Genomic DNA, 15,249 nt, shown 5'->3' on the forward strand with positions numbered 1-15,249 from the left:
GATTGCTTATGGCCGAGACGTCGGATGAGCTTCGCTACGCTGCGACGCATCCGACGACCGGCTGACAGCATTACGAATGCGGCCCGGTACGCTCATGATCTTCGTGAAACCACGCACGTCATCCCCCGTCCAGCCCTTGTTCATCTCGCCGTAGCTGCCGAAGCCGGCCCCGAGCAGGTCATCGGGCGAGGTAATGCCGTCAAGGGTGAAGCGGTGGGGGTGGAGCGTGAGGTGGACCGTACCGTTGACCGTGCCCTGGGAGCTTTCCAGAAAGGCCTCGATGTCGCGCATGACCGGGTCGAGGAACTGCCCCTCGTGGAGCATCATGCCGTACCAGTTGCCGAGTTGTTCCTTCCAGAATAACTGCCACTTGGCCAGGGTGTGCTTTTCGAGTAGGTGGTGGGCCTTGATAATGAGCATGGCGGCCGCAGCGGCAAATCCCACCCGACCCTTGATGCCGATGATGGTGTCGCCCACGTGCACGTCGCGCCCTACACCGAAGGGGGCAGCCAACTGTTCCAGTGCCTTGATCGCAGCTACCGGCCCAGCAAAATCCTGATCGTCGAAGCCGGTAAACTGCCCCTCCGTAAAGTGCAGTTCAAGCTTCCGCGGTTCGGCGGCCGTGACCGGGACAGGCCAGGCCGATTCCGGTAGCGGCTGGTCACTCGTCAGGGTTTCCGCTCCACCCACCGAGGTACCCCAGAGGCCGGCGTTGATGCTGTAGGTCCCTTTCCTTTCGGGCCACTGCAGGCCGCGCTCGGCCAGGTAGTCCACCTCCTCCTGCCGCGACAGCTTCAGGTCGCGGATCGGGGTGATGATCTCCAGGTCCCGCCCGCTCAGCTCGAAGGCCAGGTCGAAGCGCACCTGGTCGTTACCGGCCCCAGTGCTGCCGTGGGCTACGCCGTCCGCCCCCAACTCCACGGCGTATTTGGCCGTTGTGATGGCCTGGAACATCCGCTCGGCACTTACCGACATGGGGTAGGTTTGGTAGCGCAGGCAGTTGCCGTACACGAGGTAGCGCAGGCAGTCGCGGTAGTACACTTCGGTAACGTCGATGCGCTTGTAGGATTTGGCCCCCAGTGACAGCGCGCGCTGTTTCATCTCTGCGATCTCCGCCTCCGCGAAGCCACCGGTATCGACGGTGAGGGCGTGCACTTCGTGGCCCTGCTCGGTGAGGTAGGCTACACAGTAGCTGGTGTCTAGGCCGCCGGAGTAGGCTAGGACTGTCTTTTTCAAGGAGTTAAGGGGTTGAGGGGTTAAGGGGTTAGGGGCGGTCATCGGAGGTGTCGGAGCTCCTCCGATGTCTCGCCTCCTCGATGTCTCGCGTCTCTCACCCCTCGACGATCATGTCGGAGAGGTCTACCTCCATAGCGCGTACCTCGTCGGCGCTGGGGGCGAGCATGGCGGTACACAGGCACATACGGCGCTCGTTGCGCTGTAGGATATCGTAATTCGGGCAGGTTTTGCAGCCGGCCCAGAAGGCATCGTCCTGCGTAAGCTCGGAGAAGGTTACGGGGCGGTAGCCGAGGTCGTGGTTGATCTTCATCACTGGCAGGCTGGTAGTGATGCCGAACACCTTCGCCTCCGGGTACTTCTTGCGCGACAGCTCGAACACCGCCGCCTTGATGCGCCGGGCCAGGCCATGGCGGCGAAACTGGGGGTTCACGATCAGGCCGGAGTTGGCCACGTACTTGCCGTGGTCCCAGGTTTCGATGTAGCTGAAACCGCCGATCTCGCCGTCCACCAGCGCGATGATGGCCTTGCCCGTGAGCATTTTTTCCTCCACGTACTCGGGCTTCCGCTTCGCGATACCGGTGCCGCGCGCCTTGGCGCTCTCTTCGATGAGGGTGCAAATGGCCCGGGCGTACACCGTATGTTCCGGTTGAGCCACCAGTATCTTAATCTGCATAGAAAGGGGAAAAGTCGACCGCCGCGGGCCGGGATAAAGGAGAAGGGATATTGCAGGAGGGGGAGACAGGCTCAAGTACGAGCTAGTAGCTTCCGGGCCGGAGCGGGAAGCACTTCAGATCCTTCGCCTCAGGAGGAGGATGCGGGGAGCGGATACCGGTTGCATGTAGCAAAGTTACGGCATTCTGTCCGGTATGTACTAGCCGTCAGTACACTAGGGCGGGGCCGCGGGTGCAAAAAAACAAAACCCCTAACCGGCGGGCGGCGAGGGGCTTGGAGTAGACCCACAAGGACTCGAACCTTGAACGACAGAACCAAAATCTGTTGTGTTGCCAATTACACCATGGGTCTCTGTTGGCGTTAGCGGCCGCAAATATAGGGGGGCAGGAAGTCTTCTCCAAGCCAGGGCGCTACTTTTGTAACTCAGCGGGGCGAGCGGAAGTTGCGTAGACCGTCTGGCGGAAGGACCCATCATCGGCCCACTCCAGCAATTGAAAGCCCGGGGGGTGATCTTCCATCATGAACTCATCGGCCCCGGGGTAGATAAAAAAACTGGTCGGCGGACACAGCAGTACGTCCAGATTGCGGTAGCTCACCGTGCGGGCCGCATGGTAGTGACCGCAGAGTACGCGGCGGCGGCGGCCATCGGTGGTGAGGATGTCGAGCAGCCGGTCGGTATCGCGCAGGGGGTAGTTGTCGTCCATAAAGGGCATACCCATCTTGATCGGGGGGTGGTGGATGATCACCGTAGCGGTAGGGTGTTCGACCACGGCCTCCGCTAGCCAGTCGAGCTGCGGGGGGTCGACTACACCGGGACTGGAATCCACGAAGAGAAACCACTCGCGCGCCAGTTCTACGGAGCCGTAGATTGGTTCCTGGCCCTCGCCGGGCATGAGGGGATAGGCTGCGCGCATCATAGCCCGATCATCGTGATTACCGGGAATGACAAAGTGGGGTACGTCGAACACCTCGAAGCGGCTACGCAGCCGGTGGTATACCTCCTGTACCGGCTCGTGGGCGCAGAAATCGCCGGTGATAAAGAGAGCATCCGGTTCCAGGGTGGCGATCTGTTTCAGGGTGGCTTCCAGGCGGGCGTTCACGTCCAGGCCCATAAGCAGTTCACCGGGGGGTAGGAGGTGGAGATCGGTAAGTTGGATGACGCGTAGGGACACAGAAGAACTACTATTTGAGTGGGTCAATAACACAAACGACCCTCCCACAAGCGCAGGAGGGTCGTCAGATAATGTAAGGTAAAGCTGCTTAGGCTAGCTTGCGGTAGATGAATAGCAGAATCAATGCACCCAGCACGGCGATCAAAATAGAGCCGATGTTGAAGCCATCAACACCCCCCAGTCCGAGCGCTCCACCGACGAAGCCGCCAATGACGGCACCGACGATACCAATAAGGATGGTGACGATCCAGCCACCGGGGTCGGGACCGGGCATGATCCATTTAGCGAGTGCGCCGGCGATGAGGCCAAGCAAAATCCAGGCGATAATACCCATAAGGCGTGTAGTTTTTGTTTGAAGGATGAATACAGCCATAAAGCCCTGGAAAAGGGGCATTTGTTCGTTTCTTGTCAATTTTAACTAAGCGCCCCCCCGGGCGTTCCCACCCTACCATGGACTACCCTACCCCCGTACTTTTCTTCGACGGCGTGTGCAACCTCTGCAACGGCGCGGTACAGACCGTCCTAAAATACGACCGGCGGGGCCAGCTCAAGTTTGCTAGCCTACAGTCAGAGCTTGCCGCCGAGCTCCTCCCCCAACTAGGCATCGACCCCGAGGCCCTCAAGTCACTCGTGCTCTACGAAAACGGCACCGCCTATACCCGCAGCGAGGCCGCCCTACGTACCGCCCGGCTGATGGGGGGCTCCTTCGCCACCCTGTACTACCTTCGCCTGTTCCCGCGTTCCCTGCGTGACTGGGTGTACGACCTGGTCGGCCGCAACCGCTACCGCTGGTTCGGAGCGCGGGCCGAATGCATGCTGCCGCGCCCGGAGTGGAGGGCGCGCTTCGTTTCTACCTAGCTACCCGCCCCCCACCGTATGCGCCTGCTGCTGTTCTTCCTGCTTGCCTCCCTTACCGCCTCGGCCCAGACCGATCTGGGGCTCTCCGCCTACTACCCCTTCGAGAGTAACCTGGGCGACGCCACCGGCGAGCCTACGAACCTGGGGAGCCCCGAGGGGGTCATCGACTACGACTGCGGGGTACTGGGTGAGGCGCTACTCCTGGGCGGCCCGGGCGATTTCGTGCGCATCCCCGGTGGGGCCACTAACAACGTCAACCGGGAGTTCGATGACGAGGATTTCAGCGTGAGCTTTTACTTCAAATCGCTCGATTCTGTAGGCCAGCAGTACCTTCTGGCCAAGCGCGACACGAACTGCGCCGTGCAGCCCGCCTTCTCCATCCGCTACGACGTAGCCCCCCGTACCGTGACCGTCGAGCTCACCGGAGCCGCCGGGGAGGTCACCGCCCTCAAATACACCCTCACTAATCAGTCCTGCTGGCAGCACCTCGTACTGGTGCGCGACAACACCCGCATCCGGCTGTTCATCAACGGCCTGGAAGTCGCCGATGCCACCTCTCCCCAGCGCGTAAACGTCGACAATGCCGGTGACCTCCTTATAGGGGCCTCTGCCTGCGAGGACTCTACGGTTACCAACTTCATCGGCCTCGTCGACGAACTGCGCATCTACGGCCGCCCGCTGCTGACCGAGGAGGTGCAGGAGTTATACCTCTTTCCGGACCGCGTCCTCACCCCCCCTACCAACCTCTTCCTGGGACAGAGTATCACCGTAGACCTGAACAGCAACTGCGGTACCTCCTTCAGCTGGACGCCCCCGGATCCGGTAGTCGATCCCACGGACGCCGAGCCCACCATCACCCCCACGGCCGCCGGCCGGCGGGTGTTCCGGGTGCGGATCGAGGACGACGTCAGCAGTTGCGTGGCCCGCGACAGCCTGGTGCTGCAGGTGATCGACCCCGAAGACCTCGACTGCACTACCCTTTTCGTCCCCAAAGCCTTTACCCCTAACGGTATCGGGCCGGTGGCCAACGAGACTTTCGGCATCTCTAACCCCTTTGCCATCGGTGAGCTGCTGAGCTTTGAGGTGTACGACCGCTACGGCGGACAGGTCTTCCGGACGGACGATCGATTCGCCCGCTGGGACGGCACCTTCGAGGGCCAGCCCGTCAATCCCGGCGTGATGCTCTGGCGGGCGGTCTACCGCTGTGGGGAGGAAGAGCTGATCCGCACGGGTAGCGTCACCATTCTGCGGTAGCGAAGTCGGCCGGGCGGTCCATCCAGCGGCCCCGGGTAAAGTCGGGAAAGGATTGCAGGGTGCCACCCGTTGCCACGCTCTGCTCCGAAAGCGGCGTCACGGCCAGCCAGGTGGCCGCATCGTACACATCGATCGGTGGCGCTATACCGGTCCGGGCCACGCGCACAAAGTCTTTGATCAGGAAGTAGTCCATACCCCCGTGCCCGGCCCCCTCAGCCAGCTCTCCTTCCGCCCGCCAGTAGGGGTGATCGTAGCGCTCCAGCCAGGTGGCGGCCGGCTCCCACTGGTGCTCGGGGGATTCGCCGGCGATGTGGATGCTGTCGTTAACGTCCATCCAGATGCCGTTGGTGCCCTGCACGCGGAAGCCCAGGCTGTAGGGGCGCGGCGAGTTGGTATCGTGGTGTAGTACGACCACCTCGCCGTTCTGGGTGGATAGCATGCTGGTCACCACATCGCCGAGCTTAAACGCTACACCGGCATTGGGGTGATTGGGGCCGGCCTGGTCCACGATGTACTTATGTAAACCCCTGGCCTTGGTGGCCATGGAACTGATGCCCACGAAGCGGTTGCCCCGGTTAATGTTGAGCAGATTAGCGGCGGGGCCGAGGCCGTGGGTGGGGTATAGATCGCCGTTGCGGTGTACGCTGTTTTGGGTACGCCAGCGCGCTTCATGGAAGGCCTTCTCGCCGAACTCCACCCCACCCCCGTAGGGCTGCTTGCCATCGTTGAACTTCACCGCCCGCAGGTCGTGCTGGTAGCCGCCCTCCAGGTGCAGCAGCTCTCCGAATACCCCTTGCCGGGCCATGTTAAGCACGGCCATGACGTCACGCCGGTAGCAGACGTTCTCGAGAAAGAACAGGTGGGTGTCGCTTTCCTCCTGCGCCCGCACGAGCTCCCAGCACTCGTCTATGCTGAAGGCTCCGGCTACCTCCATGCCCGTGTACTTGCCGGCCCGCAGAGCGGCAACGGCCATCACGGTATGCCAGCGCCAGGGGGTGGCGATGATGACGGCGTCGACGGTGGCCTCGGCCAGTAGGCGGCGGTAGTCCTCCGGTCCGCGGTCGTACACGGTGGGGCGGTCGTGCCCGGCCTCGTCGAAGACCTCGTGGGTACGGCGTACCATCTCCGGGTCAATGTCGGCGATGGCGGTAACCTCCACCTCCGGTTGCGTGAGTAGGACGCGAATGTGGTTCTGCCCCCGCAGCCCGCTACCGAGCACGGCGACGCGCAGAGGGCCTTCCCCTAGGGAGTTTGCACCGGCGTACCCCGCCCGCAGGAATGTGCTGCTGGTAAGTGCGGCGGTGGTGGTCTGTAAAAATTTGCGGCGGTCGAGGGGCATACTAGGTGGCTTTGCCCCAAAAGGTAGGCTACTTTCAGTCAATGGCACTGGAGCGGAGCAGACGGCGGCCCCAGAGCAGCACCTGGAAGCCGTACACGCTGAGCCAGACCAAGAGGACCGTGTAGCTCAAGGACTGCGCCCCGGCGTACCAGGCCTGCTCGCGCATGTCGACAAAGAGGTAGTTGTAGCTCACGAAATCGCTCACGGCCAGGATGGCGTAGGCAATGACGAATAACATACTACCCTTCAGCAGCTTACGGAGGTACCATAGGAGACGGGGCAGGGACTTACGCCCGAGTTGGCCCCGCCGCCGCCGCAGGTACTGGTAGGCAAATATGATGTAAGCCGGCCAGATCACGAGGTACAGGGCCTGCTCTAGTCCCCCATAGAACGGACTGTAAAAGTAGCGCCCCTCCGGCCGCCGAAAGGTAGGCACCAGCCAGATGGAAACGAAAAACAGCAGCTGCGCGAAGGGGAAAATGAAGTGCTTCAGGTCGCCAAGCCGGAAGCGATAACCGGGGTAGAGACTAATCTTGACGTGAAAAAACAGCAGCACCGGCAGCCAGAGCGTGAAGTAGATGGGCAGGAACTCCAGGGCCGGATAGCGGTCGGTGAGGCCCGAAAAGAGCAGCAGAAAGTGTAGCTGGGTGAGCCCACCGGCGATGAGTAGGGCCCCGTACAGGCGGTTGGCGCGTACCTCCCCGCTGCGCTTGAGGAAGAACAGGCTACCGATACCGATGGCCGCCAGCAGACTGACGGCCATCAGGAGGATCGGCAGGTAAAAGGTCAGGGCATGCGCGGCGGACATGGCACGAAGGTACGCCCGGCGCTAGAGGGTGACACGGCCGGCCCGCAGCTCGCGGAAGAAGCCCCGGAGGTACTTGGTGATCTCGCGCTGGCTGCTTCCATCGAGCAGCGTGTAGCCTGCTACCTGTTGGAGTAGGGTATCCTCTAGTGCCAGAAAATCCGTGGTGGCCTGGCTTAGGTCAGGCGCGTCGGCAAACTCCCAAACGAGGCTGCGCTGCTTGACCTTATCGTTAAGGTAAGAAGGGTTGACCAGCCCGCTGAAGTCGAAGTCGTAAGGTACGGCGGTGAGCCGGCCATCATCGGTGCGCAGCAGTTTGAGGTTACGCGCCAGGAGGGTGCTGAAGTCACCGTTGCCGATCATGTACTGGAACAGCGTCATCTGCTCGGCATTGGCGTACTCGGCCAGGGGGGCGTTGTAGCAATCTTTGCAGTTATCGGCCTGGAGGCGGTGCTGCAGCTCGTCGGTGTCCTCGATCAGGATCGCGTAGCTGGTGGTGGTGCTGCCGTCGGCGGTGTTGACGTAGTTGATGGTCAGCAGCTTGGTGCGGAAGCTGGCCTCGGGGTCGATGGTCTGGTAAAGCTCGTAGGCGAGCTGTTCGCGCAGGATAGCGTCCTGCCCGGCGGCCTCCTCGGTGCAGGGGGTGACCAGTTTATAGTCGTTGTGGGTATTGAGCCCGGCCAGGCGCAGCATGTCCTTATCAAACTGCAATTTCATGGGCGGCAGGGCGCAGGTGCGGCGACGGAAGCGACCCCGTACGCTGACGTTGAGGGTGAAGGTGCGCCCATTGTCGATCACGGTGCCCCGGATAGAGGATGCGGAGTAGCGCAGCGCTTCCAGGCTGTCGAGGTCCAGGTGGAACTCGATGGTCTTGTGTTCCATGTGGCTCCAGCGGTCGAAAATGCTCTCGCCCTTCTTCGCCAGCAGCGAGGCCGAGGCGGTCAGGAAGAAGAGCAGAAGGGCGGTGGTGCGTAACATGGTGGAGTAGTCGGTTGCGGTTTTGTGAAGAAGGACGGCAGCGGGGGTAGGGCCGTTGCATGGTGCTAAAGTGGGGGTTAGCACCTGGTTTCACAAAAGCATTCGAGCACTCCTCGGAATGTATCGACGAATGGTACGATGCGGCCTCCGGCCGCATCGCACTGCTACTACCTAAAACACCTTCTCGTAGAGCTCCTTCTGGTGCTCCTCGGCGGGGGTGCGGTCCTCGAGGAGCTCGAAAACGTTGCGCCTGATGGTGTGGGCGATGTCGCCGGTGGGTAGGTCGTTGCAATCGAGGCCGAAGGGGTCCTCGATCTCCTCGCCCATGAGCTCGATGCCCAGTAGGGCGAAGGAGATAAGCATGGTGAGGGGTACCATGGCCCAGCCGAAGGGCTCGGCCAGTCCGAAGGGGAGCAGCAGACAGTAAGCGGAGACGAAGACCTTCAGGTACACCGCGTAGCTGAAGGGAATGGGCGTCTTCTTAATGCGCTCGCAGGCACCCAGGATATCGAGCAGGCTCTGGTGCTGGGCCTTGATGTTGATGTAGTCGCCCTCGTTGATGGTGCCCTCCCGGTGAGCGGCGGCCATGCGCTGGAAGATGCGCAGGGCGATGAAGTTGGGAATGTGGTCCTTGGTCTGGTAGTAAGCCGTCTCCTCGGGGGCCAGGTAGACCAGCTTATCGAGCTTAGTACCGGCGCGCAGGTGCTCGGCCAGCGCAAGGCAGAAGTTAGAGATGTGCTTGGCCATGAAGCGACGAATGCCGGTATCTGACTCCGGCCACATGCTATCGACGTAGATGGCCATGTTGCGGGTGTTGTTGACCAGGGCACCCCACTGCTTGCGGGCCTCCCACCAGCGGTCGTAGGCCGTGCTGGTGCGGAAGCCGAGGAAGATCGATAGGATAACCCCCAGCAGGGAAAAGATCGTGGTGTCCATCTGCAGGTAGTCGTGCAGATCGAAGAGCAGGATGCTCCCCTCGATCGCCGCGGCGTAGAGCCCCAGGAAGAGCACCGATTTAAGGATGCGCTCCATGGTGTAGCTGCTGGTCAGGTGGGCTACGTCACCGAACCAGTTGTCGTTGGTCTTGTAGAGGATCATGCGCGGGGGAGTGTAGGGTGTGGGAACGTGTACAAGTACACTTCACCCCTTGGGTTGGTTCCCTATTAGCCAAGGTCGAGTAGCCTCCGGCCCGAGCAGAGACGTACAGCAGTACACGCAGAAGTGGCTTCGCCACTTCATCGCTGACGTTATAGGCTCGGGCCGGAGGCCACTCGACCTTGAATCTTAGCCCAATTTTATGACCTCCGCCTCCATTGTCTTTCGCCCTAAGTCAATAAGTAGCTTCGTGCCTAGCTGCTGGTAGCCATCCTTCACGTAGCCCATACCCAGGGGATAGTCCAGGCTCGGGGCGTGGGTGCCGCTAGTCACCTCTCCGATCACCTCCCCGGCCTCGTTCTGGATGGGATAACCGTGGCGCGGGGCCCGCCGGTCGTGTACGCGGAAGCCCACTAGGCGGCGGGGAATACCCTCGGCTTTCTGCCGTATTAGGAAGTCCTTACCAATGAAGTTTTCCCCATTCAGCTTCGTGATCCAGCCCAGACCGGCCTCCAGGGGGCTTGTGGTATCGTCGATGTCATTGCCGTACAGGCAGTAGCCCTTTTCGAGGCGCAGCGTATCGCGGGCGGCCAGTCCGGCGGGTAGTAGTCCGTGCGGCTTACCGGCCCGTAGGATCGCGTTCCAGGCCTGCTCCGCCCGGTCCGCATCCAGGTAGAGCTCGAAGCCCCCGGAGCCGGTGTAGCCCGTGGCGGAGATGATGACGTTGTCAACACCCGCAATTGCCCCCCGAACGAAGCTATAGTAGGGGATATCGGCCAGGTCTACATCCGTCAAGGGCTGTAGGATCTCCACCGCCTTCGGCCCCTGCACGGCCAGCAGCGCTGTACGGTCGCTGATGTCCAGCATCTCCGCCCCAAAGGAGTTGTGCTGCTCAATCCAGTCCCAGTCCTTCTGGATGTTGCTAGCGTTGACCACCAACATATAGCTCGGGTGGGTGCCGCTCATGCCCATTTTAGGATTGGCGGGTAGGCGATATACTAATAGGTCATCGACGATCCCGCCCTCCGGCCGCGGCAGGCAGCTGTACTGGGCCTGACCTTCCGTGAGCTTACCTACGTCATTGCTCGTCACGTACTGTACCAGGGCCGTGGCTCCCTCGCCCCGGATGATGAACTCGCCCATGTGCGAAACGTCGAACATACCGGCGGCTTCGCGTACTGCTTGGTGTTCCTCCTTGAGCGAGGTGTAGGAAAGCGGCATTTCGAAGCCGGCGAAGTTGACGAGCTTGGCGTCTAGGTGACGGTGGGTATTAATGAGGGGGGTGGTGAGCATGTATGGGTAGGTTGGGCGCCGCAAGTTAAGTTATCGAACCGCAGAGGACATGGAGGGCCGCAGAGATATGTCACACCTAAAAACACCTCTGCGGCCCTCTGTGAACTCTGTGGTTAAACCCAAGCGCCGCCAGGCGATCCTCAACTCACTGGTAGATACACCCGAAACACCGACCCCTGCGGCACATTATCCACCAGCTCGATCTGCCCCCCGTGCCTATCGATCACCTGCTTGACGATGAATAGTCCCAGCCCCGTGCCCTTCGTACTCCGCGTATCCTCATTGCCCACCCGGTAGAACTTGGCCCACACCCGCCGCTTTTCTCGGTCGGGAATGCCCAGGCCATTATCCTCGACGGTCCAGACGATCTCGCTACTTCCCCCTTTCTGCAAACTGGTGTGGATGACCGGCTCTGGCTGAGAATACTTCGCGGCGTTCTCCAGCAGGTTGACTACTACGCTGGTCAGGCCCGGGCGGTCGCCGGAGATAGGCGGGATATCGGGCTCAATGTCCACGTTCAACCGGGCGGTTTTGTACTTCATGGCCACGCGGTCGGCGGCATCCTGTACCAGCTCACCGAAATCAACCGGTTCGCGGTTGAGCTGGTAGGCGTTCTCTAGTTTGGCACTCAGCAACAGGTCGTTTACGAGGGCGGTGAGGCGGTCGGTCTCGGCCAGGGCGTTGGTGCTGAGCTTCTGCTGAATTTCCGGCTGGAGCTCGCGGCGCTTCTGGAAGGTTTCTAGGATAAGCCGGATGCCAGCCAGGGGTGACTTCAGTTCGTGGGTGATGCTGAGCAGGAAGTTGCGCTGCTGCTCGGCGGCGCTGATCTCCTTGCGCAGGTTACGAAACAATAGGTAAATGCCCCCGGCCAGACTCAGCACCAGCAGCAGGGCCTCCCCCAGGATCATGCGCTGCTGCCGCTCGAAGCGGTCGGTGAGGAGTTGGTAGTTTTCGGTCAGGCGGAAGTCGCTCGGCTGGTCTATGCGCTTTTGTACCGCTAGCTCGATGGCCAGTTTATCTACCCGGGCGTTGTGAGCCTCTTCGTTTTTGCGCAGCAGCAGGATGGACCACCAGCCGAAGGCCAGTAGCATGTAGGCGATGATGGCGTAGCTGATTACCGGTAGACGCCGCATAGAGGTAAGGTCGAGTGGCCTCCGGCCCGAGCAGAGCCGTGCAACCATATAAGTTGAAGTGGCCTCGCCACTTCGTAGCTGGTGTCGCAGGCTCGGGCCGGAGGCCGCTCGACCTTGGATCCTTGCCTACTGCCGCACCAGCTCGAAGTCCGTACGCCGATTTAAAGCCCGACCGCTCTCGCTGCTATTGTTGGCGATGGGATTACTGGGGCCGTTACCAATGATGATGAAGCGGTTAGGATCCATATTGTACTCACTGGAGAAGTAGTCGGCCACGGCCTGGGCGCGGCTTTTGCTCAGCGTCTGGTTAGTCGCAGCACTACCGGTGTTGTCGGTATTCCCCTCGATGCGGATGCGAGCATTGCCGAAGGCCTTAGCGATCTGTACGAACTCGTCATCGATGATCTCCTTAGCGCGGTCGTCCAGCGTAGCCACGCCGGTCGGAAAATTGATGCTCACCCGTTTGGTGGCGATGGCCTCCAGGTTATCGCCCTCGGCTTCGTCGACCCGGTCGAAGGTGGCACTGGGCTCAGCGGCGTTCTCACTGCCCGTCAGATCGTCGTTGGCATTGATGACCAGCGCGCCGTAGCTGGCCTGGCGGAAGTCCGGCACCCGGCCATCGATCAGGCCGAGGTTGCGGTACTCCTGTTCCATTTTGCGGTATAACTGCCCGCCGGTCACGCCGCGGAAGTCGGGATTTTGCCCGAAGAAATTCACGTTGTCGCCGTGGGTAGTCAGGCGCACGTTGTCGATCATGGCTACGGCATCGTCCTCGGTCAGCGACATCTCAGGGCCAATGATGCGAGCTGCCCGCTGCTTATTGGCTTCGCTGGCGTTGATCTCAGCCGCCCCGCGCATCCAGCCCTCGTAGAGTTTTTCGAGGCGGTCGCGGTTAGCTTCCACGTAGTCGCGCTTGGCGAAGAACACGTCGGCGATGATGTTGGAGGCGGAGCGGGTACTCTCCAGCACCTTCGCTCCGGTGACGGCACGCACGCTAAGCTCATCGTCCGGCGACCAGACTACGGCCGCATCTACGTTCCCGCTCTTAAAGGCCGCTGCGGCATCAATGGCTGAGGGTACCCCCTGGATGTTGATGTCGTCTACGGTAAGTCCCCCGGCCTCAAGCAGCCACAGCAGGAAGGAGTGACTTGGTGTCAGCTCAGCCACCGCCACGGTCTTGCCCTTCAGGTCAGCCACGGAGTTGATGCCCCGCTTGACCACGATAGCATCCCCGCCCCGCGACCAGTCCGACTGCCAGAGCACCACCGGGTTGAAGTCGGCCAGCTCCGGCATGATCGTCGGCATAGCGTCGATGGTGTACCAGTGTACGTCGATGTCTCCGTTTTTAAAGGCGTTTAGGCTGGCCGGCACGTCGTCGTTCAGGACAAACTCTACATCGATGCCATACTCCTTGCGGAAGCGACTCTCCGCGGAGGGCTTGAACCCCTCGTTAAAGTACTGTCCACCTGCGTACCCGCCCCAGGTTACTACGCCTACGCGGATGGGATCGCCGTCGCTATCTATTCGGTCGTAGCTGTCGTCGGTCTGCTCGGTGCCGTTGCCCAGAACACCGGCGAGCAGTTGGCCATCCGTGAGGTAGTTGACGCCGAAGACAATCAACAGCAGGATGAGAACGGTAATGAGAAGTTTACTGAAGGTGGTGAGGCGTGCCATGTATGTTAGTTAAAAAAAGAGTCGTACTGGTTCGTACTGCCCGTCTGCCGCTGCCGCTCCGGCATGGGCGCATCCAGGTCCAGTACGTCGCTGTCGTTGTTGGCCTGTAGCAGTAGGGTGGATTTCTCCTCGCCCAGTAGCAGGCTGTTCGATTCCTTTTCCCACTGCTCGAGCATGTTAAGGCCCTCCTCTTCGAAGACACCGTTCTGCAGGTCGACCGAGTCCATAAAGTTGGCCGATACCTCCATGAAGCGCTCCATTTCGCCGACCTTGTTGGCCACGTCCTCGGTGATGCTCTCCATGGCCATATCGAACATAGCCCGCTGGTCGGGATCGCCCTGGATCACGCTCATCGCCGACTTCATCGCGCCGTGACTGGCGTGGATCGCCTTGCGCTCCTGCTCCTTGACCATCACCTGGTCCTGGATATCCTCGGCCAGGATGGAGCTGTTTTCGTACATCTTGGTCAGCACCCGGTAGAGCACCTCCATTTTCTTGTACAGTTCCTCCAGACGAATGTTGCTGTCCTTGAGGCGGCCGGCGCGGCGTGATTTCAGGATCATTACGTTGCGCTTATTGGTCTCCTTGGCCTTACCGGCGATTTTAAGGTTGGAGCTGATCTCGCGCTCGTTGTTCACGATTACCTCCTTGAGCTTGTGCATCTGGGCGCGCAACTGGCTGATCTGCTTATTCATCTTGCGCAGGTTACCCTGTAGCTCCTCGACGTAGGTCTTGAGGATGCCAATGGGGTCGATCTGCACGAACATGCCGGTGATGGCGCGCATCACACTTTTGTACATGTAAAAGACCAGGTTGCGCATCTTCGGGTCCAGGACCATGTAGATCAGGGCCATCAGGATGAGGCCGGCTACAACCAGTCCGATTGTGGTACCGATGAAGCTCAGGATCGCCGCGCCGAAGGAGACCACCACGTAACCCAGTATACCCACCAGGGCCACCAGGAAGAGGAGTCCGGTCACACCCTCCGGCCGCTGCCAGAAGGATTTTGGTTTCATCTGTGTTCCTTCCATAGTTCGTGCAAATTTTGGGGCCGTCAGCAAAGATAACGAACGGCTTTCCCCATTAAAGGTTAGCCCGCGCGGCAAGTTTGCCCGCCTCGACCAGTGCCCCTAATTTATCGACTATTTCAGGTACTGCCGCATTTTCTCGATATCGGCGGTGATACTGCCGGCAATCGTATCGTACGTTTTCTGAAAATCGGCGGCCGTCGACTGGATCTTGGCCTGGCTCTCCCCGATCGTCTGCTGTAGCTGCTGTTGCCGCGCTTTGGTTTTCCCGATCTGTTCTTGCAACTGTTTGATCTTAGTCTCCTGCTCGGCCACCAGCCCGTCCAGGCGCTTGAGTTCATCCTGTTTACTCCCCACCTGCTCGTCCTGCTGCTTCTGCATGGCCGCCGCGAATTTGTCCTGTTCCACCTTCAGCGCGCTCAGGTAGTGGGCGGCCGAGTCGGTCAGTTGCGCCGGCGTCACCCCCATACTCTGGGCGGCGGCGTAGGCGGTCTGGAAGCGCATGCCCTCGTCGAAGTTCATCTTCTCCAGGTTTTGCAGCGCCTTCTTATACTCCAGGTAGTCGAAGCCGGGCAGGTTGGCACGCTCCATGGCCTGTAGGAGTACCTCTACGAACTTATCGGCTACCTTTCCATCGGTAGTGGGCTGCGTCATCTGGGGTTGGGGCCCTAGATGTAAGCCAGGTGCGGGGGACGTGGTAGAAGCAGTTCGT

General features: G+C 60.7%; 15 protein-coding genes and 1 tRNA gene. 2 read left to right on the forward strand and 14 right to left on the reverse strand.

Annotated features, from left to right (window positions below):
* Nucleotides 1-6 precede the first annotated feature (6 nt).
* From ACOOHD_RS13015 to ACOOHD_RS13035, 5 genes are all read right to left on the reverse strand, one after another.
* Nucleotides 7-1,278: an argininosuccinate synthase gene (locus ACOOHD_RS13015; RefSeq protein WP_420458317.1), complete on the reverse strand. Its 1,272-nt coding sequence runs from the start codon at nt 1,276-1,278 to the stop codon at nt 7-9.
* Nucleotides 1,279-1,330: 52 nt separating this feature from the next.
* Complete coding sequence (locus ACOOHD_RS13020; protein WP_420458318.1) at nt 1,331-1,909, reverse strand: GNAT family N-acetyltransferase; 579 nt, start codon at nt 1,907-1,909, stop codon at nt 1,331-1,333.
* Nucleotides 1,910-2,187: 278 nt separating this feature from the next.
* Nucleotides 2,188-2,259: transfer RNA gene (locus ACOOHD_RS13025), tRNA-Gln, on the reverse strand.
* Nucleotides 2,260-2,318: 59 nt separating this feature from the next.
* Nucleotides 2,319-3,080 (reverse strand): metallophosphoesterase, encoded by a 762-nt coding sequence (locus ACOOHD_RS13030; RefSeq protein ID WP_420458319.1) that lies wholly within the window; start codon nt 3,078-3,080, stop codon nt 2,319-2,321.
* Between the two features lie 88 nt (nt 3,081-3,168).
* Nucleotides 3,169-3,414, reverse strand: coding sequence for a GlsB/YeaQ/YmgE family stress response membrane protein (locus ACOOHD_RS13035; protein WP_420458320.1), 246 nt, complete (start codon nt 3,412-3,414; stop codon nt 3,169-3,171).
* Between the two features lie 116 nt (nt 3,415-3,530).
* Here ACOOHD_RS13035 and ACOOHD_RS13040 point away from each other — a divergent pair, with 116 nt between their 5' ends.
* Nucleotides 3,531-3,938 carry a thiol-disulfide oxidoreductase DCC family protein gene (locus ACOOHD_RS13040; protein WP_420458321.1) on the forward strand — a complete coding sequence of 136 codons (408 nt, stop codon included), beginning with the start codon at nt 3,531-3,533 and terminating at the stop codon, nt 3,936-3,938.
* A gap of 18 nt (nt 3,939-3,956) precedes the next feature.
* On the forward strand, nt 3,957-5,192 hold the full coding sequence (locus ACOOHD_RS13045) for a LamG-like jellyroll fold domain-containing protein (RefSeq protein WP_420458322.1): 1,236 nt from the start codon (nt 3,957-3,959) through the stop codon (nt 5,190-5,192).
* Here the strand turns inward: ACOOHD_RS13045 and ACOOHD_RS13050 are convergent.
* The 9 genes from ACOOHD_RS13050 to ACOOHD_RS13090 form a co-directional block, all read right to left on the reverse strand.
* Complete coding sequence (locus tag ACOOHD_RS13050) at nt 5,176-6,531, reverse strand: Gfo/Idh/MocA family protein (RefSeq protein WP_420458323.1); 1,356 nt, start codon at nt 6,529-6,531, stop codon at nt 5,176-5,178. The two genes, ACOOHD_RS13045 and ACOOHD_RS13050, sit on opposite strands and share 17 nt — an antisense overlap.
* Before the next feature lie 34 nt (nt 6,532-6,565).
* Entirely contained in the window at nt 6,566-7,339 is a 774-nt protein-coding gene (locus ACOOHD_RS13055) for a hypothetical protein (RefSeq protein ID WP_420458324.1), read from the reverse strand.
* 21 nt (nt 7,340-7,360) lie between these two features.
* Nucleotides 7,361-8,314, reverse strand: coding sequence for a hypothetical protein (locus ACOOHD_RS13060; protein ID WP_420458325.1), 954 nt, complete (start codon nt 8,312-8,314; stop codon nt 7,361-7,363).
* A gap of 171 nt (nt 8,315-8,485) precedes the next feature.
* The gene (locus tag ACOOHD_RS13065; protein WP_420458326.1) at nt 8,486-9,412 is read right to left on the reverse strand and encodes a bestrophin family protein; all 927 of its coding nucleotides are present in this window, start codon (nt 9,410-9,412) and stop codon (nt 8,486-8,488) included.
* A 186-nt stretch (nt 9,413-9,598) separates the two neighbouring features.
* Complete coding sequence (gcvT, locus tag ACOOHD_RS13070) at nt 9,599-10,702, reverse strand: glycine cleavage system aminomethyltransferase GcvT (RefSeq protein ID WP_420458327.1); 1,104 nt, start codon at nt 10,700-10,702, stop codon at nt 9,599-9,601.
* Between the two features lie 140 nt (nt 10,703-10,842).
* Nucleotides 10,843-11,835, reverse strand: coding sequence for a sensor histidine kinase (locus ACOOHD_RS13075; RefSeq protein WP_420458328.1), 993 nt, complete (start codon nt 11,833-11,835; stop codon nt 10,843-10,845).
* 126 nt (nt 11,836-11,961) lie between these two features.
* On the reverse strand, nt 11,962-13,509 hold the full coding sequence (locus ACOOHD_RS13080; protein ID WP_420458329.1) for a phosphate ABC transporter substrate-binding/OmpA family protein: 1,548 nt from the start codon (nt 13,507-13,509) through the stop codon (nt 11,962-11,964).
* Between the two features lie 5 nt (nt 13,510-13,514).
* Entirely contained in the window at nt 13,515-14,540 is a 1,026-nt protein-coding gene (locus ACOOHD_RS13085; protein WP_420458330.1) for a hypothetical protein, read from the reverse strand.
* Nucleotides 14,541-14,651: 111 nt separating this feature from the next.
* On the reverse strand, nt 14,652-15,191 hold the full coding sequence (locus tag ACOOHD_RS13090; RefSeq protein WP_420458331.1) for a hypothetical protein: 540 nt from the start codon (nt 15,189-15,191) through the stop codon (nt 14,652-14,654).
* Nucleotides 15,192-15,249 lie beyond the last annotated feature (58 nt).

Origin of the sequence: Neolewinella sp. (assembly GCF_965214665.1) — a bacterium.
Classification (GTDB): Bacteria; Bacteroidota; Bacteroidia; order Chitinophagales; family Saprospiraceae; genus Neolewinella.